The organism is Tumebacillus permanentifrigoris (genome assembly GCF_003148565.1).
In the GTDB taxonomy this organism is placed as follows: domain Bacteria; phylum Bacillota; class Bacilli; order Tumebacillales; family Tumebacillaceae; genus Tumebacillus; species Tumebacillus permanentifrigoris.
This window is the reverse complement of record NZ_QGGL01000018.1, coordinates 48,416-70,791: the sequence shown is the minus strand read 5'-3', so window position 1 is coordinate 70,791 and position 22,376 is coordinate 48,416. Positions and strand designations below refer to the sequence as shown.

The 22,376-nt window shown below is 52.7% G+C and carries 25 protein-coding genes and 1 tRNA gene; 18 read left to right on the top strand and 8 right to left on the bottom strand.

Annotation, left to right across the window (positions count from 1 at the left end):
- The first annotated feature begins 348 nt into the window (after positions 1–348).
- Positions 349–1,710: a helix-turn-helix domain-containing protein gene (locus tag C7459_RS18430; RefSeq protein WP_170119547.1), complete on the top strand. Its 1,362-nt coding sequence runs from the start codon at positions 349–351 to the stop codon at positions 1,708–1,710.
- A gap of 474 nt (positions 1,711–2,184) precedes the next feature.
- Here C7459_RS18430 and C7459_RS23725 read toward each other — a convergent pair whose 3' ends face one another.
- Entirely contained in the window at positions 2,185–2,694 is a 510-nt protein-coding gene (locus C7459_RS23725; RefSeq protein WP_211320421.1) for a hypothetical protein, read from the bottom strand.
- Between the two features lie 272 nt (positions 2,695–2,966).
- Between C7459_RS23725 and C7459_RS18415 the strand changes: the two genes are divergently transcribed.
- The 7 genes from C7459_RS18415 to C7459_RS18385 all read left to right on the top strand — a co-directional run bounded on the left by C7459_RS18415 (position 2,967) and on the right by C7459_RS18385 (position 6,369).
- Positions 2,967–3,911 (top strand): 3-hydroxyacyl-CoA dehydrogenase family protein, encoded by a 945-nt coding sequence (locus C7459_RS18415; RefSeq protein WP_109690758.1) that lies wholly within the window; start codon positions 2,967–2,969, stop codon positions 3,909–3,911.
- A 496-nt stretch (positions 3,912–4,407) separates the two neighbouring features.
- Entirely contained in the window at positions 4,408–4,608 is a 201-nt protein-coding gene (locus tag C7459_RS18410; RefSeq protein WP_109690757.1) for a cold-shock protein, read from the top strand.
- Positions 4,609–4,699: 91 nt separating this feature from the next.
- Positions 4,700–4,939: a cold-shock protein gene (locus C7459_RS18405; RefSeq protein WP_109690756.1), complete on the top strand. Its 240-nt coding sequence runs from the start codon at positions 4,700–4,702 to the stop codon at positions 4,937–4,939.
- Positions 4,940–4,962: 23 nt separating this feature from the next.
- Positions 4,963–5,051: transfer RNA gene (locus C7459_RS18400), tRNA-Ser, on the top strand.
- 221 nt (positions 5,052–5,272) lie between these two features.
- Positions 5,273–5,596: a hypothetical protein gene (locus tag C7459_RS18395; RefSeq protein ID WP_109690755.1), complete on the top strand. Its 324-nt coding sequence runs from the start codon at positions 5,273–5,275 to the stop codon at positions 5,594–5,596.
- Between the two features lie 95 nt (positions 5,597–5,691).
- Positions 5,692–6,033: an MmcQ/YjbR family DNA-binding protein gene (locus C7459_RS18390; protein ID WP_109690754.1), complete on the top strand. Its 342-nt coding sequence runs from the start codon at positions 5,692–5,694 to the stop codon at positions 6,031–6,033.
- Positions 6,034–6,066: 33 nt separating this feature from the next.
- The gene (locus C7459_RS18385; RefSeq protein WP_109690753.1) at positions 6,067–6,369 is read left to right on the top strand and encodes a YciI family protein; all 303 of its coding nucleotides are present in this window, start codon (positions 6,067–6,069) and stop codon (positions 6,367–6,369) included.
- A gap of 124 nt (positions 6,370–6,493) precedes the next feature.
- Here the strand turns inward: C7459_RS18385 and C7459_RS18380 are convergent, their stop codons facing one another.
- Positions 6,494–7,159, bottom strand: coding sequence for a tetratricopeptide repeat protein (locus tag C7459_RS18380; protein ID WP_109690752.1), 666 nt, complete (start codon positions 7,157–7,159; stop codon positions 6,494–6,496).
- Positions 7,160–7,400: 241 nt separating this feature from the next.
- On the opposite strand from C7459_RS18380, the gene C7459_RS18375 reads away from it, so the two are divergent.
- A complete protein-coding gene (locus tag C7459_RS18375) occupies positions 7,401–8,075 on the top strand; it encodes an MgtC/SapB family protein (RefSeq protein WP_109690751.1) in 675 nt (224 codons plus the stop codon).
- A gap of 18 nt (positions 8,076–8,093) precedes the next feature.
- Here C7459_RS18375 and C7459_RS18370 read toward each other — a convergent pair whose 3' ends face one another.
- The gene (locus tag C7459_RS18370; protein WP_109690750.1) at positions 8,094–9,890 is read right to left on the bottom strand and encodes a DUF2339 domain-containing protein; all 1,797 of its coding nucleotides are present in this window, start codon (positions 9,888–9,890) and stop codon (positions 8,094–8,096) included.
- A 185-nt stretch (positions 9,891–10,075) separates the two neighbouring features.
- Between C7459_RS18370 and C7459_RS18365 the strand changes: the two genes are divergently transcribed.
- The 4 genes from C7459_RS18365 to C7459_RS18355 all read left to right on the top strand — a co-directional run bounded on the left by C7459_RS18365 (position 10,076) and on the right by C7459_RS18355 (position 13,240).
- Entirely contained in the window at positions 10,076–11,371 is a 1,296-nt protein-coding gene (locus C7459_RS18365) for a helix-turn-helix domain-containing protein (RefSeq protein ID WP_170119546.1), read from the top strand.
- Positions 11,368–11,541, top strand: coding sequence for a hypothetical protein (locus C7459_RS23475; RefSeq protein WP_170119545.1), 174 nt, complete (start codon positions 11,368–11,370; stop codon positions 11,539–11,541). Before C7459_RS18365 ends, C7459_RS23475 begins: the two co-directional genes overlap by 4 nt.
- Positions 11,542–11,707: 166 nt before the next feature.
- Entirely contained in the window at positions 11,708–12,925 is a 1,218-nt protein-coding gene (locus C7459_RS18360; RefSeq protein WP_109690748.1) for a helix-turn-helix transcriptional regulator, read from the top strand.
- 132 nt (positions 12,926–13,057) lie between these two features.
- Positions 13,058–13,240: a hypothetical protein gene (locus tag C7459_RS18355; RefSeq protein WP_109690747.1), complete on the top strand. Its 183-nt coding sequence runs from the start codon at positions 13,058–13,060 to the stop codon at positions 13,238–13,240.
- A gap of 95 nt (positions 13,241–13,335) precedes the next feature.
- Here the strand turns inward: C7459_RS18355 and C7459_RS18350 are convergent, their stop codons facing one another.
- Positions 13,336–13,656: a hypothetical protein gene (locus C7459_RS18350; RefSeq protein ID WP_109690746.1), complete on the bottom strand. Its 321-nt coding sequence runs from the start codon at positions 13,654–13,656 to the stop codon at positions 13,336–13,338.
- Between the two features lie 236 nt (positions 13,657–13,892).
- On the opposite strand from C7459_RS18350, the gene C7459_RS18345 reads away from it, so the two are divergent.
- Entirely contained in the window at positions 13,893–14,507 is a 615-nt protein-coding gene (locus tag C7459_RS18345) for an iron-containing redox enzyme family protein (RefSeq protein ID WP_109690745.1), read from the top strand.
- Positions 14,508–14,670: 163 nt separating this feature from the next.
- The gene (locus C7459_RS18340) at positions 14,671–15,129 is read left to right on the top strand and encodes a hypothetical protein (protein ID WP_109690744.1); all 459 of its coding nucleotides are present in this window, start codon (positions 14,671–14,673) and stop codon (positions 15,127–15,129) included.
- A gap of 67 nt (positions 15,130–15,196) precedes the next feature.
- Here C7459_RS18340 and C7459_RS18335 read toward each other — a convergent pair whose 3' ends face one another.
- A complete protein-coding gene (locus C7459_RS18335) occupies positions 15,197–16,747 on the bottom strand; it encodes an alpha-amylase family glycosyl hydrolase (RefSeq protein WP_109690743.1) in 1,551 nt (516 codons plus the stop codon).
- A 126-nt stretch (positions 16,748–16,873) separates the two neighbouring features.
- Between C7459_RS18335 and wsfD the strand changes: the two genes are divergently transcribed.
- From wsfD to C7459_RS18320, 3 genes are all read left to right on the top strand, one after another.
- Complete coding sequence (gene wsfD, locus C7459_RS18330; protein ID WP_109690742.1) at positions 16,874–18,280, top strand: glycan biosynthesis hexose transferase WsfD; 1,407 nt, start codon at positions 16,874–16,876, stop codon at positions 18,278–18,280.
- The gene (locus tag C7459_RS18325) at positions 18,267–19,289 is read left to right on the top strand and encodes a glycosyltransferase family 2 protein (protein ID WP_109690741.1); all 1,023 of its coding nucleotides are present in this window, start codon (positions 18,267–18,269) and stop codon (positions 19,287–19,289) included. Before wsfD ends, C7459_RS18325 begins: the two co-directional genes overlap by 14 nt.
- 83 nt (positions 19,290–19,372) lie before the next feature.
- Positions 19,373–19,789 (top strand): GtrA family protein, encoded by a 417-nt coding sequence (locus tag C7459_RS18320; protein WP_109690740.1) that lies wholly within the window; start codon positions 19,373–19,375, stop codon positions 19,787–19,789.
- A 49-nt stretch (positions 19,790–19,838) separates the two neighbouring features.
- Here C7459_RS18320 and C7459_RS18315 read toward each other — a convergent pair whose 3' ends face one another.
- Genes C7459_RS18315 through C7459_RS18305 form a run of 3 tightly spaced genes read right to left on the bottom strand, consistent with a single transcriptional unit; the run spans position 19,839 to position 22,321 of the window.
- Complete coding sequence (locus C7459_RS18315; protein ID WP_109690739.1) at positions 19,839–20,147, bottom strand: hypothetical protein; 309 nt, start codon at positions 20,145–20,147, stop codon at positions 19,839–19,841.
- Positions 20,148–21,578 carry a radical SAM protein gene (locus C7459_RS18310; RefSeq protein WP_109690738.1) on the bottom strand — a complete coding sequence of 477 codons (1,431 nt, stop codon included), beginning with the start codon at positions 21,576–21,578 and terminating at the stop codon, positions 20,148–20,150.
- Positions 21,542–22,321, bottom strand: a complete 780-nt coding sequence (locus tag C7459_RS18305) for a prolipoprotein diacylglyceryl transferase (protein ID WP_109690737.1) — start codon at positions 22,319–22,321, stop codon at positions 21,542–21,544. Before C7459_RS18305 ends, C7459_RS18310 begins: the two co-directional genes overlap by 37 nt.
- Positions 22,322–22,376: the final 55 nt, after the last annotated feature.

The following is a 22,376-nucleotide window of genomic DNA, read 5'->3' as shown; positions in this document are numbered from 1 at the left end:
GCGATTGCAGCTATTTTTAGCGGGAGGCAATTCTACTAAATTGATCGAACAAAAAATCATTTCTTGTAGGTGGCCATCGTTGGCCCATCTGCTATTCCAGCACCGGGGTTCATTTCGTTTCGCCCACGTAAGGCGAGAGTGAGGGGATTTTCCCTCTAAACCGAATCCTACTCTCGTTGAAAAAGTATATCAACGGTGTATTTTGAATTTTATGTGGTTACAAGGAGTATATACAGTAGCCGAAATACACATTTTTAATACTTGAAGTACCTCGTTATAATCACCAGTGTAAGGATTTTCCTTATGCTGGTGATTTTTTCATACATAGGTGTGAGGAGGCTTATCACAATGTCCCCTAATGAGGGCAACGAAAAAAACAGAGGCAAACAGGCGTTGATCACGTTAGGTCAACGCGTCAAGGAGCTACGACTAGAGAAAAACATGACGCAGGGTGAACTCGCGGAAGGGATCGTAACCCCTTCGATGATTTCGCAGATCGAGAACGGTGTCAGTCTCCCGAGTTACCGTACCGTCGCCCATATCGCGACACGGTTAGGGACGACGGTGGACGATCTTTATCAAGGCTTGACGTTCAGTAAAATGCAGATGTCCGGCTACAAACACGCGCTTTCGCAAATGGCTGTCGGACATTACAATCCCGCGCTGATCGTACTGGAATCCTTTCACAACGAGGAACTGCTTCACTACGAAATCCCGCCGGATGAACTCAAACTAAACCTCGCCGTCTGTTACAGAGAGACGCAACGTTTCGACGATGCAGTCGGCTTGTTAGAGGGCTTGGTGCAGGACCTGTCGAGCGACAATGGGAGGCGTGAGAACATTCACCTACTCGTAAATGCGAATCTGAATCTCAGCGAAACGTATGAAGATATGGGCCGTTACTTTGAGGCGTTGTGTTCCGCCATGAGTGCTAGAGATGTGTACGCCAAACACCAAAGCCCCGATCCCTTCCTTCAGGGCAAGCTATTGGTGCATGTAGCTGACCTCAATTCGAGGCTGCACCGGTTCGAAGAGGCGCAGGCTTGCTATCAACAGGCATTGCGAGTGTATGACCAACTTAGCGATAATCTCGAACATGTCGGTGAGATCTACCAACGGTTGTCGGAAGTCTATCACCATCAAAACAACTTTGAGATGACGATTGAGTTCGCAAATAAGGCGATACTGGCCTTGCAATCTGCTGGATTGGTGGCAGACTATCGGGAAGCGAAAAGAGTCCTCGTTAAACAACAAGTAAATGCAGGGAATTGGCAGGATTCGATCAGAGTCCTGTTGGGTCTCGCCGCGATCTATACCCAAAGTGATGCCCAACGGGAAGCGACACTCTATTTGGACGTAGCGGAAATCTACCTGAGTTTTGATGAAACAGACGAGAGCCTCAATACTTGCTTGAAGGCGCTGTCTCTATTGACCAAGCGGAGGCAAGAGAGCGAGTTGCTAGGGCGGGCCAATTTTGTATTGGCGGGGGTACACCATCAAAAAGGGGAATACGACAGGGCGATTCATGCGTTGGAAACGGCGGTGACTCTTTTTAAGAGACATCATCAACTACATGATCTCGACCTTGCAACAAGACAGCTCTGTGTGTTGTTGAAGCACGTAGGAAAGCCAGAAACAGCGTGGGAATATTTCGACGAGACCCATCACTTCATCGTGGAGCAGTTACGACAACGAGGCGTTGTATTGTGACAGTCATTTTTTCGACGGATCAAAAGTGGTATGAAATCTACGTGAATGGTTAACGTAGGTAATGGATAGGGAAAAAGCTCGACAAGGGAGTCGTTATCTTTAGGGATGGGCTTTGGTGTCATTATTGACACAGACGCCATTGCACGGACAATGAACCCGAAGTGATCATAACGGGGCGGTCTTGAAAACCGTTGGGCGGCAACGACACGCAGGTTCGAATCCTGTCCTCTCCGCCAAAGCAGGTGAAGAGACCGAGATCGCGGACAGACCGGCAGGGAGTCCGTTCGAGTTGCGGTCTGGTGCGGTTTCGAAGTTCGTTGGAGTAAACCAGTGGCTCTTGGGCCACTGTTTTTTTTGTTTTTGGGCTTTTCGATGACAGATGAAAAACCCCTAAAAGTAGATTCGACGGGAAAGAGCTTTTCCCAAGGATCTGCTTTTAGAGGTTCTGTTCAAAGACGTTACCTCAAGCTATGCTTAACGACCGCCGGTATTGGTAGCCCAGACAGGCATCCAGTTACTGTTGCTGTGGGTGTCATAGAGGACCACATTTCCATCATCTTGCATGATCAGTTTGTCTCCATACGTCGGGAAAATCATCGGAATTCTGTAATTGTTCGCAATCCAAGATTGCGTATCGGCTTGCCAGAAAACACTTTGCCCCGGGAGATCGGTTACTTTAAGAGCCCCGTTGGTGTAGAGCATTACTTTTTCAGGATGTCTGATAGTTTCACGACCAAGGAAACTATCATAATAGTAAGCCTTCATACCATTCGTGCTGGAGGACCAGAGAGAGGTGCCGGCATTATAAAGCACCAGATTCTCATCAGTCTGCATGAGGAAAGCAAATCTGCCATCGTTCGAGTAGAGCCCTTGGCCTTTCGCAAGCGATTGGCCAGCTGTGAGCGTGTTCGACGCAAAGGCAGCAGAGGAAACGGAGAGTGAAAGCACGGATACTGCAAGTAACGTGAAAATAGTCTTTTTCATTGAAACATCTCCTTTTCAAAAGTAATTTCAGTTATTTCTATGTGAATATATCAAAATCTTTTATATAAATCAATAGACAATTCAAAATCGGAATATTCTTTGAAAATGTTTGCAAAGATCTTTTTTACGATTATATTTAGAAGACTATCTATCATCACGATGCAAGATGTCAGCTATTGCAAAGGGGTGTTCCGATCATGTTGATGGATTCATGAGGCGAGCTGATCGATCGGGCAGCTCGGCATAGATGAGATCATCGGAAGGGGATCAACATGGTACAAAAAATCACAGTGATCGGTTCCGGCGTCATGGGGCATGGAATCGCCCAGTTGTACGCCGTCGCCGGGTACACCGTAACGGTTCACGACATCCGGCCGGAACTTCTCGAGCAGGCTTCGATCTTGATGGAAAACAACCTTGACTTACTGGTCCAAGAGGGGGTTCTAACCCAACAAGCTACGCGAGAGGCACGTCGTCGCATCCAGTTCACAACGGATTTGGAAGCAGCGGTGCACGACGCGGATTTCATCACGGAGGTCATTCCCGAGGTGCTTGAATTGAAATGGGAGCTCTATGCGAAGCTGGAACTTCTGGCGAAACCAGACGCAATCATCGCGTCCAACACCTCGACCTTCCCAATCGCACAGCTTATTGAAAAAGCAACAACGTCCCACCGCATGATCATCACCCATTTTTTCAATCCGGCGCAGCTCGTTCCGCTCGTGGAGGTTGTGAAGCATGACGTGACGTCAGACGAAGTCGTCGCGACCACGCTGGACCTCATGCGAGCGATTGGCAAGGAACCCGTGTTGTTGAAAAAGGACGTACCCGGTTTCATCGCGAATCGTCTGCAGGCTGCCCTTGTCAGAGAAGCTTTCCATCTATTGAAGGAAGGTGTCGCAAGCGCAAGGGATATTGATACGGCGGTCACAGCGGGTCCAGGGTTTCGCTGGGCGTTTGTCGGGCCGATCGAAACGGTGGACTATGGCGGCTTGGATACGTGGAAGCGCGTGCTGGACAATTTAGCTCCCGTGTTGGACAAGCAAGAATCAGCTCCGGCGCTCCTCAATGAACTTGTCCAAGCCGGCAAGTTAGGCACAAAATCCGGTGAGGGCGTCTATTCTTACGCGGACACTGCGGAGACCTCAGACGTAGCCGCCAAGATCAAAGAGCGGGACACGCGATACATCCGACTCGCAAAAATCAAGAAACCGTAGCAACGGGTTTCTGCTAAGGCGGAACCACACACAGCTCACAGCTCGCGGGCTATCTACCTGCGCCATCACGGTTCACCATCCAGTCAGTCAATGGAGTACACCATTGGCTTTTTCACCGGTGGTGTATAGGAGGTACGGAAATGGGTCATCCTGTACATGTAGCAACTAGCCACGAAGCCGTTCTCGCCGGGAGATCAAAGTTTCAACGACGAGGAATAAACGCCCACGGGTTGGTGTATACTACAAGTAGCGTCAGGTTAATCATTCAGCTTCTACGTGTTCGAAAATCTGGAGATACAAAATTTCACCAGATCGCTTGCTATTCGATTCCAGACATGGTAAGCTAAGAGCAGTAAGAGACATGAACGCCTCAACATTCAAGTGTTGCAAAGGGTGCTCATTTCTAGCGAATGAACCTTTCGCAATGTGTGAATTTTATTTATTCAAGTGAATAAAAAGAGCATGTTAATAATCTACTTTCTGGGGGTATTTTTCAATGCAAAACGGTACAGTTAAATGGTTCAACGCAGACAAAGGTTTCGGTTTCATCGAGGTTGAAGGCGGCAGCGACGTCTTCGTTCACTTCTCCGCTATCACCGGCGACGGCTTCAAAACCTTGGATGAAGGCCAACGCGTTCAATTCAACGTTGTTGAAGGCAACCGTGGTCCGCAAGCTGAGAACGTTGTAAAACTGTAGTTCTCACACAACAAAAAACTGCCCTTAACACATGTGTTAGGGGCAGTTTTTCATTTTGTGATCTCAACTACTAAAGGGGGTACACTACATTATGTACTATCGCGCGAAGCAGGTCGAAGTCCAAGAAGACATCACAACCATCTGGTCGTGTACCAATGAAGGCTGCAAAGGCTGGATGCGGGACAATTTTGCATTTGAACAGGCGCCCACGTGCCGGTTGTGCAAGCACGAGATGGCGAGCAGCACGAAGATGTTGCCGATGCTGGCCAATTCGAATGGCGATCTGAAAGCGATCAAGAAGGGCGTGCAGATCGAGCAATCGCTGATCTAACGCAACGCAACCTCTTTTCCCAAGGAGAGGTACCGAAGTGGTCACAACGGGGCGGTCTTGAAAACCGTTAGGGGGCAACCCCACGCAGGTTCGAATCCTGTCCTCTCCGCCAAACTAGATAGGCAACGTCATCGACACACATGTCGATGACGTTTTTTGTGGGGGAATCAGCACCAAGGGATTGCGATTTTTGATCAGGTTGTTGTAAGGAATTGGTTATTTGCACGGAATTGGGGCAAATTAAAAAAAAGATGCCCCAAAAAGAATGATTTTCGACTTCGATGGAGAAGATGGAAGGGTGATCCATAATTCGCCTTTGGGAGGTTCTACTACATGCAAATCAATCACAGGATTTTCGATCTGGAAATCCGAGACCATAAGCTCAATGAAACTGGAGAATCCTACATTGACTTCACGATCGGTGGCAGCTCCGGGTTTGAAGGGTACAACAAAAATTACCGCCTGCTGTTCTCCACGGAGGGCACTTCCCACCGTCTGAATAAAGTCTTGCACTCCAGTTCCTTGCCTTGCTTCATGTGCGCTGGCGGCTACTCGTGCCCGCCGATGACGAAGCGCAAAACGGAGGTCTTCGCTGAATTGTATCCGCAATTGGACACGCTGCGCGACCTCGTGGCCTCGGGCAACATCGTCGAGTAGTACACTTGTTAAAAAGACGTACATGAAGTTTCGTGTACGTCTTTTCACATGTCAGAAAGTCGCCCGTCGTGAGGTGTCAGGGAGGAAACGTACAGATGGAAATCGTAGCAAAGGTTCGGGAGCTCTGCTTGGCACTGCCAGAAGTGACAGAAGGTTTGGATTCATTTGGACATATCTCGTTTCGCGTGCGTGACAAGCCCTTTGTGATGATGGGGGAGAAGGACGCCAGCAGTACACTCGCCATCAAGACGCTTCCGCTGACACAGGAACTCCTGTTGCAACGAGAAGGATTCACGAAAACGCCGTACATCGGGCAACACGGCTGGGTCTCGCTGCGCACCACGGGTGACCTGGACTGGAACGAGATCCAAGACTTGCTCCTCGAAGGCTATCTGCGCACCGCGCCGAAGCGTTTGGCGAAGCTGGTTTTGAAATAATCTTGCAAGACAAACAAAATTCAATCGAAGAGGGTGGACAACCTGCAAGAATTTGTGTATCTGTTCAAACCGAAGCGTGACAACTTTTTTGAAAGCATGACGCCAGAGGAAATGGCTGCGATGGGGCAACATGTCGAATACTCGAACCGCCTGTTCTCCGAAGGCAAGATCGTGCTGGGCGGCGCCTGCACCAACGGGGCCTTTGGCATCATCGTATTCCGCGCAGAGTCGCCGGAAGCAGCACAGGAGATTTTTGACAATGACCCGGCGGTCGTGGCTGGCGTGGTCGATGCGGAGTTGCATCCGTACCGCGTCGCTTTGTTGCAGGGCCGATAAGCAGGGAACAGGCAGTCACACGCGTGACTGCCTTTTTGCTTGAAGCGTCCTCGCTCGCTATACTCCTGCCAGCCGCGACGAGGTAAAAAAAGACCGTGAAGCCCTGTGGCTCACGGTCTTTTTGTTATTTTTTGCACCAGCTCAGCAGCGCCCACTTGCGCTCGGAGCGTTTCTTGTACTTCGGTAGGCTGCGGTACAGGTCTACGGCTTCACGGAATGCACGCTTGGCCTCCGCTTGCCGACCGAGTTGTTGATCGAGCAAACCCAATCGGTAGTACGCCTCGCAGGAGGAGGAGTTGACCTCTTGGAACGCTTCCAGTTCCCGGAGCGCTTGGTCGCGGTCGATGCTGGACAGCGCTTCTGCCAAGCGCAGATAGGGCTCCCCGTAGTGGACGCGCGGATTGATCGCCAACGCCTCGCGAATCCGGGCAACGCCAGCCTCTAGGTGTCCACGTTTCAACTGCGCGTAGCCGGATTCATACAGCACATCCGCCGAATCGGGCATCACCCGATGGACTTCCTCGAGCAAGGAGTTCGCTTCCTCGTATTGCTTTTTCTCCACGAGCAAGCGCGCCAATTCCAGCTTGGCCTGCGTGTTGTGCGGGTTCATCCGCAAGTCGTTGCGCAACTGGGAACGCTTGCGTGAACGGCGGAAGGGTGTCAACAGATTCGGCATGATCCCGATAAAGCGCCGATCTGCCAGATAGAGGATGACCAACACGACCAAAATGGCCACGATCGGATTCCCTGTCAGCGAGAACAAGATGTAAAAGAGAAAGAATTTGCTCATGGGGCCTCCCTAAAGATGGATGATTCTCTCATTGTAGTGTATAAGTACAGACAATTCAATCGAAATAAGTACGCAAGCGAGGATGTTTTGGTAAGCGGCTTCTGGGTCACTGTAGAAGGAGAAGCTCCGCAGGTTAAAATAAGCGTATCGACGGTACAAATGTCTCGGCTTCTATGCTATTCTAGGTGGAAGTGATATGTTAGGAACCCTAACATGAATTCGGAAGGGGGTTGAAACGCAGATGATTGAGGAATCCCATTGGATTTTTCTCGCACGGTTAGTGCTCAGCGTGGTTCTCGGCGGCATCATGGGCTGGGAACGCGAACGGAAAAACAAATCGGCCGGTCTGAAGACGCATATCCTCGTCGCAGTTGCTGGCTGTCTGTTGATGTGGTTATCCATGCATGGATTCAGTGAATTTGCCAACGACCCGCGAGTCAGCGTTGACCCAGCACGTCTCGCCGCACAAGTCGGTGGAGGGATCGGGGGCTTTCTGGCTGCGGGGATTTTTCTGCGCAGTGACCGCTTTGCGATCAGCGGGTACTCCACCGCCGGGATGTTGTTGCTGGCTTTGATCATCGGGTTCGCCTGCGGTGGCGGGCAGTACTTTGTCGCCGTCGTGACGGTCATGGTGGTCGTGGCTTGTATGGTCTGGCTGGACCCGATCCAGAGCCGGCTCCACAAGCAGAAACCCAAGCGTTTGACGTACTTGTCGATGGATCGTCCGGCGCTGCTTGCCGAGATCGCTGCGATTCTCGGCAAGCACAGCATCAACATCACCGACGTCTGCATCGAGGAAGAGGAAGGCTCGGTGCAAACGGTCATGGAGATCACCTCACCGCTGACGATCGATTGGGACAAAGTCGTGCGCGAGATCGCCGATGTCGAGAGCGTATTGTCGGTTGGGTTGGAGTGAATGGAAAAAACACCCGTTCTAAGAACGGGTGTTTTTTGTATAGAACAGGCGCGAGATCAGCAACCCTAGCGCCCCGATGGCTATCATCAGGAACGCACGAACCATCATGGAAACGATCGGCAAGTCGACGAGCACGAGTTTTCCAAGCGTCAGGAACAGCATGATCACACCGCCAAGCCGCACATAGCGGCTTTTTTTCAAGAAACCGAATACGATGACGCCCAAGGCGTAGAACATCCACAGGAAGGAGATCGCCATGTGCTGTCCATCGCGATCGAGCCCACGGCTGAGGACATCGGTCACTTGCGTCATGAAGACCAGCAACAAGCCTGCGAGCAGAACGCTGAGGGCGCGATACAGCGTGTAGGAGGCAGTGTTCGGGGCCGACTCGGCGACATCACGGCGCTCCAACCACCCGTACACGGCGAGTCCGACCAGCAACACAATCCAATCGAGCGTAGGCGTCGCGAAGATCTCGCGGATCGGCTCATAGATCGCCATACAGCCACCGATGAACAGGATGAAAACGCCCACCGCTTTTTGCCAGGTGTTGCGGACGGAGTACGCGACCCATAGCGAGCACACTGCCTCAACCATCAGCGCGACCGCAGCATCTCCCGCCTCGGAGAACTGGTTCAGCAGATAGAACATCGTGGAGAGCGCCGCGATGGAGAAGAACAGCGGTGCTCGAACTTGGCGATCCTGACGATAGAGGAGGAAGAGCGCGAAGTAGAGGATCGCAAAACCCAGCAGACCATTGGTGTACAGCGTCTTGGAATCATCGTGTAGCAGCCCAAACCACCACGCCATCGTGAGGGCGGCGGTGCTAAACACGAGGCCGACTTGCAAGAGCTGGGAAAGCGGGCGTCCCGTGAGCAGCAGACTGAGCAGGATCAGGTGGTGTACGCCGATGCCAGCCGCCATGAGCAGTTGGTCTTCGTGGGTGCCCATGAAGAAAATGAACATCGTCACGTGGAAGAGCACGCTCGTGGTGAGATAATGTACGTGGTACGAGCGATAGGTGCTCAACCAGAGGAACGCAGCGGCGAGCAAGACTTCATAGGAAACGAAAAAGGTCGTGTTGGGGTGCGTGTCTTTCACGAGGAAGGGTACGAGATATCCCCCCAGCGAGGCGAGGATTGCCAGCGCCTGTGAACGGTGCCGTTCTGCGAGCAACACACCGCCGGCGATCCAGAGCACTTGCAAGGCAAATGCTGGCGTGGTGGAGATCAAGTCGTAGAGCATGTGCGCGGAGAAGGTCGTGATGACCAGTGCGGAGATGCTGCCGCCGAGCAAGACTTGCCCGAGCGCAGTCCGTCCGGCGCGCAGTTGTCTCTCGCCCAACAGGAGCAGGAGCGCCCCGAGCGCCACCCCGATCAGGCATCGCAACTCTGGGATCAGCAGTCCCGCGTTGGCCGCTGCGATGAAGCCGTATAACAGGCCGATCAGCAAGACGATGATAAAGATCCGTGGCAACCAGACCCGAACCAATAGATGCTCCCAATCGGTCTCTACCGCTTCTGTCTGATGCACAACAGCGACCTTTGGGGACTCTTCGGTCGTTGCATCTGTTGTATCCGTTGCATCTGTTGGTGTGCTCCATTCCATTCTGGTGGACAGGGTCACGATGGGCCATGCTGGGGGGAACTCTCGATCTGAAACTTCCTCTTTGGAATCTTCCTCTTTAATGGAAGGGTGTTGCGGAATCGAGGCTTGCAGGCTTTTCAGTTGCTGGGTCAACTCGTCAAGGGTCTCTGCCTGCTGCTTCACTTGGGCTTCTAATTTTTCAACCCGGTTTTGTAGACTTTCTTCCATCCTGTCACCTCTTCTTGGTTGTGGCGATAGGAAAATAATAACAGGTTAAAGGTCAATTGTCATAATCTATTTTGTTAGCAACTCCCCTATCAATAAATCCCTTTTTGTGTTAAATTTACTGTACTTATTTTGGTCGCGCTGTTATTATATTGTTGGAAATCTATGAATTCATGGGCGGTGGCATGATGCAACTGGAAAAAGAGCTCACGATCGGGCAACGCTTCAAAAAATATCGCAAGGCCCAAGGTTACTCGCAGCAACAACTGTCAGAAGGGATTTGTTCGTACTCGACGGTTAGCCAGATTGAGTGTGACCGCGCCTTGCCATCCGTGAGCACGTTGGAAAAACTGGCGGAGCGCTTGTGCGTGCCGCTGCGTGAGATCTTAGGCGAGCAGGAGCGGGCGTTTGATGTCAACTTCCAGCTCGATGTCGTGCGGGTGTATGTTGCCAAAGGGGACTATGCCGATGCGTTGGAGCTGATCGGCGAACTGCAAGGGCAAGACTTACTGGAGCACCAACGCCATGTGTTGTTGCTCAGCCAGGCCGAAGCGATGAGCAGAGGGGGTCAACCCAAGGAAGCCGAACGGTTGATCCAAGACTTTGTGTTGGCCCAAGAGAAGCAACAGACGGTCAGCGATGAAATGCTGTGTGACGCGTACAACAAACTCGGCAACGCGTTCAACTACCAGCGGGATTTCGAGAAAGCCTTCTCCGCTTTCGAACATGGGTATCATGTCAGTCTTCGTTTTGACATTGTAAACCGTTCGGCGGCAGTGGTGACCATGAACTTGGGGATCCTTTGCATACAATTAGGCTTCCATGACGATGCGAAAAAGTACCTCGAACAGGCGCGCGAATACTTCGCTGAGAAAACAGATTTGCAAAATTTGGCCCGATCGCTGTTTTCGATGGCCGTTGCAACAAAAAATAAAGAATATATTGTGCAAGCGCTAAGCCTCTACGACTCGTTAAACGACCTGCGAAATGCGTACTTAGCGAAACAGCATTATGTCTACTACTTTGCTTCGCAAGACGATTACAAAGCGGCTGTTGAGGAGCTTCAAAACTTGGCATTTAAGTTCGAGAATGACCTCGACGATCCTGAAATGTCCGTATATTTGTACGGACGCGCCTTTATGGTCAGCCGCAATAGCGGTGATCAGGAATTGGCGGAATTTAATCTAAATTACGCAGAAGAGAAATCCCTTAAAGTTAATTATGAAAACTCGCACCGCATCGCTTATCTTCATAGGTGTAAAGCCCTTAACGAAATGTCCAAGAATAATTTTCAAAATTCTATTTCACAGTCGTTAAAATCTAGCGAATTATATGCTAATATGAAGATGTACTCGGAAAGTGCCGAATCACTACAGATCGCTGCAGAGGCTTACTCGCAATTGGGGAAGTTCCAAGAAGCGTACGAGGTGCTTACGCGAGTGAATAAACTTCTTAGAAGAGACGGAAGGGAGTCAGACGAATGAAGAAATTTTTCGCACTTGTTTTGGTTACAGTCTTGTTGGCAGGAGGGGCTTACTCGGCAACGTTGGTAGCTCATGATGAAGTTCCAGGCACAGGTTCTTTTCAATTGATTAAATTGGCGCATGATGAAACTCCGGATACAACGTTCTTCTTCTCCAATACGCAAGCCTAGTGTCCTGATTGCTACTCATAACAGACCGCCTTCGGGCGGTTTTTTTCTTTGTTTCTGGAATGGTAGTAGCGAGTAGTCGTTGTAGTATCAAAACTACAGATTTTTTATAGTTGTAGAATCCAGTACAATCTCTCGTATAAACGATAATGAGAGAGGGGCAGCGTGTATGACTTTTGGCGCCAAGATTCGTGAGTTGCGAGTCGGCAAAGGACTGACACATGAGCAACTGGCCAACGGTTTGTGCTCGCCAGATATGATGGTACAGATTGAGTCGAGGGAGGGACGTCCGTCGACTTTTGTGTTGAGTTCAATTGCTGACCGTTTGGATGTGTCGCTTGACAATCTATCTGGAGAATCGGATCGTCGTGCTGAATCGCTCGCCTTGTATCGCGAGGCTTTGGAGTTGAAGCGCACGATGGACTTCACCGGTGCGCGGGAACGGTTGGAGGAATTGTTGAAGCATCCCTTTTTCGGGGTCCCGGCAGTAGAGCTCATGTGCAACTTGGCGGAGTGCAACCTGCGTGAGGGAGAGCTGTTGGAGGCTTTTCATTGGTATCACTTCGCTCTCGAGGAAGCATGTATGGAACGGAACCACGAAGCGATGATCACGATCTACAAAGACCTCGGGCATATCGAGTTCGCCCAAGAGCGCTATGACTTTGCGTTGCGACAGTTTGACCGTGCGTTGGCGATCTCAGAGCGATTGCCCAACCAAGACGTGGCGCTGACGACGCATCTGTATATCTTGCAAGGCATTTGCCACAACCGGATGCAAAACGGCAAAGTGGCGATGCAATGCTTTCGACTTGCCGTCAAATGTTGTGAAGCGTCTGTGGACCGCCGTTCGGTGGCGTGGTTGATGCTTTTGATCAGCAAGTTTTTCCGCGAGATGTCCTGTGAGTGGGAAGCCAACGCGTACACGGAGCGAGCGGCCGGGATCTTCCGCGAGGTGAACGTGCTCGATCTGTCCGAGCGATTGCCTGAACAGTACGGAATCTTGCTGGGCGTTGGCGGCGTCGTCTCGGAAGTTTGCCATGCGTTGCAAACCTACCTCTGCTTCCTCGATGAAGCCGGCTATGACATGGAGGCTGGCATCGGGTATGTCGAGTTGGCGACCTTGTTAGTAGGCGAGAATCTCGACATGGCCTCTGAAGCCTGTCAGCAGGCGAGCCAGAGGTTGCCAGAAGCTCCTGAGTACCAAACCTGCGTGCTGGAATTGCAAGGGCGCATCGCCTGTGAGCGATTGGAATATCGTGAGGCGGCCGATCTGTATCAACAGGCCGCAGATGGGTACAAGCAGATGAAACAAGCCCAACAGTGGGCGAATGTGATGCGCGTGTTGTCTTGGATTCACCGCGAACTTGAAGGAGCTAGTGTGTCGTAACAAGCGGACGGGCGCGAGGCCTGTCTGCTTTTTTAATTACCAGCAATATGGCTCCTCAGAGCTATTTAGTGTTGCAAAGGAATCGTGTAAACTAGAGGGGTAGTAGTCACTACACGTTAGGAGCGATCGATCATGTGGGAGAAACAGCTCGAATGGTTACAGGCTGTCACCGTATGGGATTGGGTCTGGCACATTGTGGCCGCGATATTATGCGTATATTTCAGCGTACCTCAATTGTGCTGGCCGATGATTTCCAAAGTGATAAAGTGGTACAAGAAAAAGCGCGGCATCACGGTGACCACGAAGGAATCGTAAGTGTCGACAACCAATCAAAACCACGGTGGATACATCGTGGTTTTTTTGTACGCAAAAAAACCCCTCGTACACACGCGTGTGCGAGGGGTTTTTGGCTACCAGTAATACGGGCGCGAGGCGGCGGCGCCAGCTACGAAGCCTAGAGTGAGGCCGGCGAGTGCAACGAACGGGACGAACAAGGCTCCGAAGAAAATCGGCGCGATGTTGACGTCTCCATGTCCGCGGTCGGCCGTGTCGAGTGAGAGGGAAAGATCCACGGCAGAGACCATCCCGTGGTGTCCATGCGGGATCACATACACACCCTCAGGCGTCACGTGACGGACCGTACAGTGGACACGGCGGCCATCTTGGTGGTGCAAGGTCACCTTCTTGTTCACCATCTTGCAACAACGTTTGTACAGGTGATGATGGGCCATAGGGGTTCCTCCTTTTCTGTGGATACCAAATTGTATGTGGACGACTGTCTGCATGTCACGGCGAATCACACGGGTGATGCTTTAATTTACGAAGTTAAAGTGTATGAATAATTCGACAAAAATAGACACAAGTCAACATTTTATTTCATTGACTGCAAGTAAAATAAATACTATTATCATGTTAAGGGTAGGGGGCAACTTGAAGTTAAGCTATCTAGAAAAAGGAGCGATTTGTTATGAAAGAGCTGCTGGAACAAGCCATTGAGACTGGCCGCAATCGACTTCTGTCCGAAAATCCGTACTTCAAGCTACTTCCTGAGCGGAAGAACCCCGCCGATTTCGAAGCCATGTGCATTGACCTGTACCATCTCTCGGGTCAGTTCCTCGATGCGATCACGATGCGCTACGAGCGCTTCCACGATGCACCGGAGTCGATTTTTAAATCACACATGGAAGAGGAACGCGGGCACGCGGAGATGTTGCGCAAATGGATGATGATCATGGGGATGGCAGATCCGGCGGAACGTTTCCCGAGTGTTGCGACAGAGAATTATATTTCGCTGATCTATCGTGCGGCGACCACGTTGTCGAAAAATCAATCGCTGTTGGTGATCAACGGCGCGGGTGAAGGAACAGCGATGGACTACTATGGGAAGACCTACAGCCACTTCCAAGAGCTGGGGTTCCCGACGTTGAACTATTGGTACTTGCACGCGGAAGTGGATCAAGATCACGGCGATATCATGCCATACATCTCAGAGATGAGTGAAGAGGAGGCGCGTGAAGCGCTGCACTTCGTAGGGGTCGCGATGGATGCGATCTACCACATGAAGGCGGGCTGGCTGAACTAGTCGTCTCCAAGCATGGGCTCGGCTGTCTTCGACAGTCGAGCTCTATTTTATGACAAAATTAGCTTTTATTTTCGTTTTGCATCTTTACGTATGCTTTTTATATGATAAAATAGAATCAATTAGTCAAAGAGTTATCCATTAACTTTTCGCAGGAGGGTATCTAATGTCGAAGAACTTTAAGATCGAGACCACCGGGGATGTCATCGCATGGGCCATTCTGGGGCGACTCGAGTACGAAGAGGTTGTTGAGTCTGTCAAGTCGATTCAGGACGCAGTAAGCCGTGCGAAGCGTGCAAACGGCAGTTTGAAGATCATCGTGGACAACTACGCGATGTCCCAAGAGGGCGCAACTGCATTCACACCGCAAGTGACGGAGAAGTGGGGCGAGTTGCAACAATGGTTCGTGGCCAACCTGACAGAGGGTGACAAGATCGCCGTCATCCAAGGCCGTGTCACGATGATGATGCAGATGACCCGCCTTGGTCAAAAGATGGGCCTCGACAAAATCGAAAAGCACTTCTGCGAAAAGACCTATTCCGATACCAAGCGCAAAGCGTATGATCATCTCGGCATCGCGACCAACCGCCTGATTGAGGAAGCGGAGAAACTCGTGCGCGTCTAAGTTGGACAAGCCATTACGTCAAGCAAGCCCCCCGACTCCTAGTGGAGCCGGGGGGCTTTTTTCTGGCTTATTGGAGGATGATTGTCGAGTACGGTGACAGGGTGAGGGTGCCGCTTTTCAACTGGGTGTCGGGATTGGTGGAGAAGTAGGTTTTTTGGTACGCGGAGAGGTCTTGGCCGAGCGCAACGACTTGCGGTTTGGGGCTCAGGTTCTGGAGGACGAGGAGCGATTGGTCACCAAGCGTTCGTTTGAAGGCGATCAGTCCTTGGACCTGCAGGGACGGCACGTCGACGAGGTCGCCACGCACGAGGACTTCACTGCTGCGGCGAGCGTGGATCAGCTTTTTGTAATGCTGGTACAGCGAATTGTTGTCCGCTTGTTCCTCTTCCACCGAACGGGCGGACGCGTCTGCGTTCCAGCGGCTGACTTCCCAGTGCGTTTGCTCGGCGGCGTTCGCGTCTTTTTTCCACAGCATCGGCTCGCGAATCCCTTCGTCCGGCTTGCGACCGCGCAGGCCGATCTCCTCGCCATAGTACACGAACGGGTCCCCAGGCAACGTGAGCAACAGCGACGCGGCCACTTTGGCATGGTCGAGGTTGTCGTCCAATTGGCTCACCGTGCGATCCATGTCGTGGTTGGTGAGGAAAGTGGAGTCGATGTATTCCTTGCCTGCGGTCTCTTCATAGAGTTTGTGTACGTCGATCAAATTTGAGACAATCCCCGGATCATACTCGCCCTTGGCTGTGTCGAGCAACTGTTTGGAGAGGTTGAAGTTGAACGTTGAGTTCAGCCCTTTCAGATACGGTGCGACGATGTACGGCGAATCCCAGACTTCGCCGACGAGGAAGACGTCTTTTTTTACATCCTCCATCGCTTTGCGGAACTCTTGCCACCATTGGATGTTTTTCGCGGGATCTGCGTCGGCGTAGACATGTTTGGCAGCGTCGAGGCGGAACCCGTCGATGCCGATCTCGTGTAGCCAGAATTGGCCCGCTTTGATGATTTCCTGACGCACCTTCGGGTTGTCGAAATTCAGGTCGGGCATGCCTTGCCAAAAATAGGCGTAGTACTGGTTGGGCGCACTTCCGTACCAGAGCTGTTGCCCGGATTCGCCGAGTTCGTTGGTGTTGGTGGTCGGCGTCGCCCACTGGTAGTATTCGCGATAGGGGCTGGTCGACGAGGACTCCGCCTGCTGGAACCAAGGGTGCTGGGTCGAGGTGTGGTTGACGACAAAATCGAGCAGCACGGCGATGTTGCGCTTGTGCGCTTCCTTCACCAACTCGATCAGGTCATCGCGAGTGCCATAGTCTGGGTTCACGTCCATATAGTCAGTCACATCGTACCCGTGGTAGCTCGGGGAGGCATTGATCGGCATCAGCCAAAGCCCTTCGATCCCGAGGTCTTGCAGGTAATCGAGTTTGGAGGTAACGCCTTTGAGGTCGCCAATCCCATCGCCGTTCGAATCGGCAAAGGCGCGGACGAACACCTCGTAGTACACGCCGTGTGGCGGTTTGTGCACCAATTTGCTGTCTGGTTTCAGGGAATCGCTTGTACAACCGGTGAGGAGCACGCCGCAGGTGAGTGCGGCGGAGGCGAGCAGAGGGATGAACGGTTTCATGAAAGCTCCGACTCCTTTTTTCTCTCTATTATCTCACAACTCGTTCGCAAATTGGGAATTGCTAGAATGAGAAAGTTCGTCTACTCTATATGAAGTACATTGATGAAAGTATTAGGTGATGACGGAATGTTAAAAAAGCTTTCTGCAGTCGAAATCGTGGCACTGCTGTTCATCGGCGCGGTATTGATCGGGCAACTGCTGGTCTCGCCGGTGCTAGGCCTCGCCAACAACGGTGACTTTGAACGCATCATGGTCTGGGGTGGGATCAAGCTGCCAGACGTTGTGACGGGGGATGCCAAGTACTTCGGGTTCTTCAACCGGGTGTATGAGATTGTCAGAACCCGCCCTGGTTCGTATATCTCCTCCACCAGTCTGTTTTTGAAAGTGGCCGTGTGGATCAATCAGGTCTTCCACAGCACGACCTCGTTCGACATCCGCTTCCTCGGCGGGCTGCACATCCTCGCGCTGTTGGCGGGCGTGTGGCTGATCGTGTCTGGGATGCGCAAGCGCAACGTGTGGCTGGCGTGGCTGACCGCAGCGCTGTTGGCACTCGTGACCACCGACAAAGGGTTTACGCTGTACTTCAACTCGATGTTCTCCGAGGCGACGACGTTCGTGATGGTGCTCGCGTTGATCGGATGTGCCCTGCACCTTACATCGGAGTCCGAGCAACCGCAGAGGTGGGCGCTGGTCGGCGCGACAGTGGCGGGTGTGCTGTTCGTCACTGCGAAGGTGCAAAACGCCGTGCTCGGCTTCCTGATCGTGCTCTGGTTGCTGCGCTTCCTCCGGCTCTACGCAGATCGGGTGTGGAAAAAAGCCGTGCTGATCGCAGCGGCTGTCGTGTTGGTGTTCACCGCGGGGCTGTCTGGCTACAACGCGTTCGACCGCATCAACATCTACCAGACGGTGTTTTACGGCGTGTTGAAGGATTCCCCCGACCCGGCGGCCGATTTGCGCGAGCTGGGCATTCGCGAGGATTATGCGAAATTGGCCAACACCGACTATTTTGTCCCGCATCCGATCGACCTCAACTCCGCCGAGTTCAAGCGCGACTACTATGACAAGATCTCGCGCGGCAAAGTTGTGCTATTTTACGCCAAGCATCTGGACCGCTTCTGGGACAAGCTCAAAGTTTGTGCCAAGAGCAGTTTCAACTTGCATTATTACTTAGGTAATTATGAGAACACTGGAGAGCATAAAGCGTTGGAGCAGAGCCAGACCTGGACGCAGTGGACGGAGTTTGTATCGCGTGTATTGCCCAAGTCACTGTGGTTCCTGATCGCTTTCTGTGTGGCATTTGCTGGGGGTTCCATCTGGGAATGGCGACGGGCTGCGTCCTTGCGCGGCAAATTGTTGGTGGAATTCTTCCTCGTCATCGAAGTGATGGCGATGGCGCAATATGTACTGCCGATCCTCGGGGACGGGGAAGCGGACTTGGGCAAGCATCTGTTCTTGTTCAATCTGTTGGGCAGTGTGATGTTGGTGACATCTATGATCTGGTTGGTGAGGAGGTTCCTGTATGGTAGAAAGTAAGTTGCCGGTACTGAGTATCGTGGTGCCGTGTTACAACGAAGAAGACGTATTGCCCGAGACGACGAAGCGCTTGATCGAGGTGCTGGAGGACATGATTCAGGATGAGCTGATCGATTTCTCCAGCGTGATCTTGTATGTCGATGATGGGAGCCGGGATCGGACGTGGGAATTGATCGAGAAATTCAACCGCGAATCCCGCTACATCACCGGGCTGAAACTAGCGCGCAACGCCGGGCATCAAAATGCCTTGCTCTCCGGGCTGATGAAAGCGAAAAAGAATTGCGACATCGCTGTCTCGATCGATGCGGATCTGCAAGACGATCTGGCGGCGATTCGGGCGATGGTGGAAACGTATCATGAAGGCTATGAAGTGGTCTACGGCGTGCGCAAAAGCCGGACGACCGATACGTTCTTCAAACGCTTCACGGCCGAGGGCTTCTACAAGCTGATGCAGGGCTTGGGGGCGAACATCGTGTTCAACCATGCCGACTTCCGACTGATGAGCAAGCGCGCACTGCAGAACTTGGCGCGGTTTGACGAGTCCAATCTGTTCCTGCGCGGGATCGTGCCGATGATCGGGTTCCGCTCGACAGAGGTGTACTACGACCGGGCGGAACGGTTCGCGGGCGAGTCGAAGTACCCGTTGAAAAAAATGCTCGCCTTCGCGTTCGACGGCATCACCTCGCTCAGCGTGACACCGATTCGGTTCGTGACGGTGATCGGGTTTGTGATGTTCGTGCTCTCGATCTTCGCCGGGTTCTGGGCGCTGTTCGCCAAGATCGCGGGTGTGACGGTGTCGGGTTGGGCGTCGATCATGGTCTCGCTGTGGTTGATCGGTGGGGTGCAGATCATGTGCCTCGGCTTGATCGGCGAGTACATCGGCAAGATTTATAAGGAGACCAAGCGTCGTCCTAAGTACATTCTCGATATCGACCTCGATCCGCTCGGCGACGCAACCTACGTCTCTGGACAGACGCATGAGCACGAGGAAGAGCGCGTCACGATCTAAGCCAGCATCGGCTTGGACGCGGGCTCATCGCTGTACAGGTACTAGAGATTCAGCTTTGGGCAGTTTCGTTTGGAGGCATTCAGATGGGTTCCTTTGCACAGAAGGTTTGGCATCATAGCTTGATCCGGTTTTTGTTGGTCGGGGTGCTCAATACGATCGTCGGCTTGTCGGCAACCTATCTGTTGCTGAATCTGGCGGGGTTGTCGTATTGGGCGGCGACGTTTGCCGGGAATTGTATCGGGGCGGTGGTCAGCTACTTCCTGAACAAAACCTTCACGTTCCGCGATAACCAAGGCATCGGCAAGAGCTGGTGGCGGTTTGTGGTGGTGATGCTGGCTAGCTACGTGCTCGCCTATTCGATCGGTTTGCAGGCGGCGCACTGGGTGCTCCTGCGCTTCACCGACGACCCGCGCTGGCTGGAGAACGCCGCGGTGCTGGTTGGGGCCGGGCTGTACACGATCGCAAACTACGTTGGGCACAAGTTTTTCACGTTTCGCTAAAAAAGCGCTCGACTCCGATGTGGAGTCGAGCGCTTTTTGTCCAGCTAGGTTAAAAGTCCTTGTTTGCCACAACGACGAGGACGATTCCGAAACAAGCGGCGTTGAGCAGGAACGTGATGCCCGCCGCGTACCAGATCCCGACCGACATCGCTTTGCCATAGGGTTTGTTCAACAAGACCAGCAGGGAGAGCGGTCCAAGGTAAACGAGTTGCACGATCCCGATGATCATGAAGGGAACAGCACCAAAATCAGTGAGGAAAAACAACCCGAGCATGATCAGGGCATGAGCCAAGCCCGCAACACCGACGCCGAGCCAGATGCCCTTTTTGTAGGAGGCGTCGCGGTTTGTGTCACCCACTTACAGCACCTCCAGTTCGTTCTCATACAGCGGCGTGTATTTCTTGCGCAGTTCTTCCAGTTGCGCTTCCTTGTCCCCCCGGTAAAAAATGTTGTAGGTGTCAAAGGGGATGATCCGCCCGTCCGGATGGACGATGTGTACACAGGACTTTTTCACCGAACGCACGTCGAAGTTGTGCGGGTCGAGGAACTGCATGATCAGCACGCGGAACACGTTGTCGTAGCTCAACTGGTCAGGCACGGCGACCATCGGCAGGCAGCAGAGCAGGTTTTTGAGCGACAGGGTTTGCGATTCTGGGGAATGGTTGGTCGAGAACAGCTCGAACACGCGAGATTTCAGCGTCTCATCCTGTTCGAACACGATGGTGTTGCGCCCGCCTTGGAGCAGGACATCCGGCTCGATCAGGCCGGTCAGTGGCAGTACGTTGCCGCCGATTTTCAGCGCGTAGCCCATCGCGAGACAGTCCGGGTGGCACGGCACCGGGATCATGTCCTGCGGGGTGAAAACGCCCGATTGATCGATGATCATCTGGCGCACTTCGCTGAGCGTCAGACGGTCGCGCGACGGGTCGAATTCCTCCAGACGACCAGCCGCTTGGATCGGTTGGAACGTCACGCCGCGCACGCAGCGCTGTTGCAGCCCATATTGGATGATCGAGCCGACTTCGTGGTCGTTGAGCCCTTTTTTCAAGGTCACGACCAGCGTAGTGGAGATGTTGAATTCGTTGAGGTGCTCGATCGCCTTGCGTCTGATCTCCGTCAGGTCGGCCCCGCGCAATTCGCGCAACGCGTCCTGCTCGAAGGAATCGAACTGCAAGTACAGTTCAAACCCAGGCATGTAGTCGGCCAAGCGCTTCGCAAACTCGCGATCCTGTGCGATGCGGACCCCGTTGGTGTTGACCATCAGATGCTTGATCGGCTTGGTTTTCGCCAGATCGAGAATTTCAAAAAACTGCGGGTGGATCGTCGGTTCACCGCCGCTGATCTGCACGATGTCCGGCTCGCCTTCGTTGCGCACGATCGCGTCGAACATCCGGTCGATCTCTTCAAGAGTGCGGATTTTTTCCTGTTGCGGGGAGGATTCGGCATAACAGATCGGGCATTGCAGGTTGCACTTGTCGATGACTTCGACCAAAGTTAGGCAACTGTGCTGCTCATGATCCGGGCAGAGCCCGCAGTCGTAGGGGCAGCCGTACTTGATCGGGGTGTTCCACACTTGGGGCATCTCCGACGGTTTCAGGTACTCGCGGCAAAGTTTGTAGTAGTCCGCATCGGTGGAAATCAGCACTTTCTCCGGGCCGTGTGTGAAGCAATGCTTGTGCAAGTAGACGTGGTTGTCTTGGATGACCACTTTCGCTTCGACTTTTTGCAGACAGGTGGAACAGATCGAGTTGGTCAGTTCGTAGAAGATGTAGGGCCGGTTTTTAGGCATGTGTTGTCTCCCTTTCGAGGCCATTGGCGGATGAGGTTGATGTAGTGAATCAAACCGGCGATCGCGGCCAGTTGGACGTTGTTGAAGATCCAGTACGGATGCAGGGTCGGCTTGATCGAGTCGATGCCGAGCCGGAACAGCAGATAGCTGAGCATGAACAGTTGGAAGATTCCGCCGTTGGGCAGGAAGCGGCGTTTTTTCAACACCAACAAGACCGCGCCGAGCACCCAGAGGAACGCGATCTCATAGAGTTGCGTCGGGTGGCGGAGGATGCCATCGCCAAAGTCGATGCCGGTGATCCACGTGGTCGGAGTGCCATAGGTATGGTCGTCGAGCCCGGTCAGGAAACACCCGATGCGTCCGAGCGAGAGGCCGACGATCAGTGGGATCGTGAAATCGTCACCTGTGCGTTGGTTCCAACCGACGAGCTTTTTGGCGAGTTCGACGCCGAGCAAGCCCCCAAGCAAGCCGCCGACGATCGTCTTGCCTTCCATTAAGTAGAAGGGATCGGTGAGATGGTTCCATGTGGCGATCGGGTCTTCCAACCAGTACAGCGCCTTCGAGCCCAACGCCCCGCCGAGGATCATGCCGAGCAGGATGTACATCGACTTCTCCATCGGGATGCGTTCCTTGTTGCGCGTGTAGAGATAGACGCGGAAACCGATGAAGTACGCCAAGCTCTCGAACAAAAAGTGCGGGTGGATCGACAAGGGGCCGAGGTGTATGTAAATGGGAAATGTCATAAGTCACCTCCTTGCGAAGATTCTGGATTGTCAGAGTTAGTATATCAGGTCTGCG

Excerpts from the sequence above, each read along its gene's own strand:
- C7459_RS18430 (WP_170119547.1), top strand. The coding sequence starts at position 349 with ATGTCCCCTAATGAGGGCAACGAAAAAAACAGAGGCAAACAGGCGTTG.
- C7459_RS23725 (WP_211320421.1), bottom strand. The coding sequence starts at position 2,694 with ATGAAAAAGACTATTTTCACGTTACTTGCAGTATCCGTGCTTTCACTC.
- C7459_RS18415 (WP_109690758.1), top strand. The coding sequence starts at position 2,967 with ATGGTACAAAAAATCACAGTGATCGGTTCCGGCGTCATGGGGCATGGA.
- C7459_RS18410 (WP_109690757.1), top strand. The coding sequence starts at position 4,408 with ATGCAAAACGGTACAGTTAAATGGTTCAACGCAGACAAAGGTTTCGGT.
- C7459_RS18405 (WP_109690756.1), top strand. The coding sequence starts at position 4,700 with ATGTACTATCGCGCGAAGCAGGTCGAAGTCCAAGAAGACATCACAACC.
- C7459_RS18395 (WP_109690755.1), top strand. The coding sequence starts at position 5,273 with ATGCAAATCAATCACAGGATTTTCGATCTGGAAATCCGAGACCATAAG.
- C7459_RS18390 (WP_109690754.1), top strand. The coding sequence starts at position 5,692 with ATGGAAATCGTAGCAAAGGTTCGGGAGCTCTGCTTGGCACTGCCAGAA.
- C7459_RS18380 (WP_109690752.1), bottom strand. The coding sequence starts at position 7,159 with ATGAGCAAATTCTTTCTCTTTTACATCTTGTTCTCGCTGACAGGGAAT.
- C7459_RS18375 (WP_109690751.1), top strand. The coding sequence starts at position 7,401 with ATGATTGAGGAATCCCATTGGATTTTTCTCGCACGGTTAGTGCTCAGC.
- C7459_RS18370 (WP_109690750.1), bottom strand. The coding sequence starts at position 9,890 with ATGGAAGAAAGTCTACAAAACCGGGTTGAAAAATTAGAAGCCCAAGTG.
- C7459_RS18365 (WP_170119546.1), top strand. The coding sequence starts at position 10,076 with ATGCAACTGGAAAAAGAGCTCACGATCGGGCAACGCTTCAAAAAATAT.
- C7459_RS23475 (WP_170119545.1), top strand. The coding sequence starts at position 11,368 with ATGAAGAAATTTTTCGCACTTGTTTTGGTTACAGTCTTGTTGGCAGGA.
- C7459_RS18360 (WP_109690748.1), top strand. The coding sequence starts at position 11,708 with ATGACTTTTGGCGCCAAGATTCGTGAGTTGCGAGTCGGCAAAGGACTG.
- C7459_RS18355 (WP_109690747.1), top strand. The coding sequence starts at position 13,058 with ATGTGGGAGAAACAGCTCGAATGGTTACAGGCTGTCACCGTATGGGAT.
- C7459_RS18350 (WP_109690746.1), bottom strand. The coding sequence starts at position 13,656 with ATGGCCCATCATCACCTGTACAAACGTTGTTGCAAGATGGTGAACAAG.
- C7459_RS18345 (WP_109690745.1), top strand. The coding sequence starts at position 13,893 with ATGAAAGAGCTGCTGGAACAAGCCATTGAGACTGGCCGCAATCGACTT.
- C7459_RS18340 (WP_109690744.1), top strand. The coding sequence starts at position 14,671 with ATGTCGAAGAACTTTAAGATCGAGACCACCGGGGATGTCATCGCATGG.
- C7459_RS18335 (WP_109690743.1), bottom strand. The coding sequence starts at position 16,747 with ATGAAACCGTTCATCCCTCTGCTCGCCTCCGCCGCACTCACCTGCGGC.
- wsfD (WP_109690742.1), top strand. The coding sequence starts at position 16,874 with ATGTTAAAAAAGCTTTCTGCAGTCGAAATCGTGGCACTGCTGTTCATC.
- C7459_RS18325 (WP_109690741.1), top strand. The coding sequence starts at position 18,267 with ATGGTAGAAAGTAAGTTGCCGGTACTGAGTATCGTGGTGCCGTGTTAC.
- C7459_RS18320 (WP_109690740.1), top strand. The coding sequence starts at position 19,373 with ATGGGTTCCTTTGCACAGAAGGTTTGGCATCATAGCTTGATCCGGTTT.
- C7459_RS18310 (WP_109690738.1), bottom strand. The coding sequence starts at position 21,578 with ATGCCTAAAAACCGGCCCTACATCTTCTACGAACTGACCAACTCGATC.
- C7459_RS18305 (WP_109690737.1), bottom strand. The coding sequence starts at position 22,321 with ATGACATTTCCCATTTACATACACCTCGGCCCCTTGTCGATCCACCCG.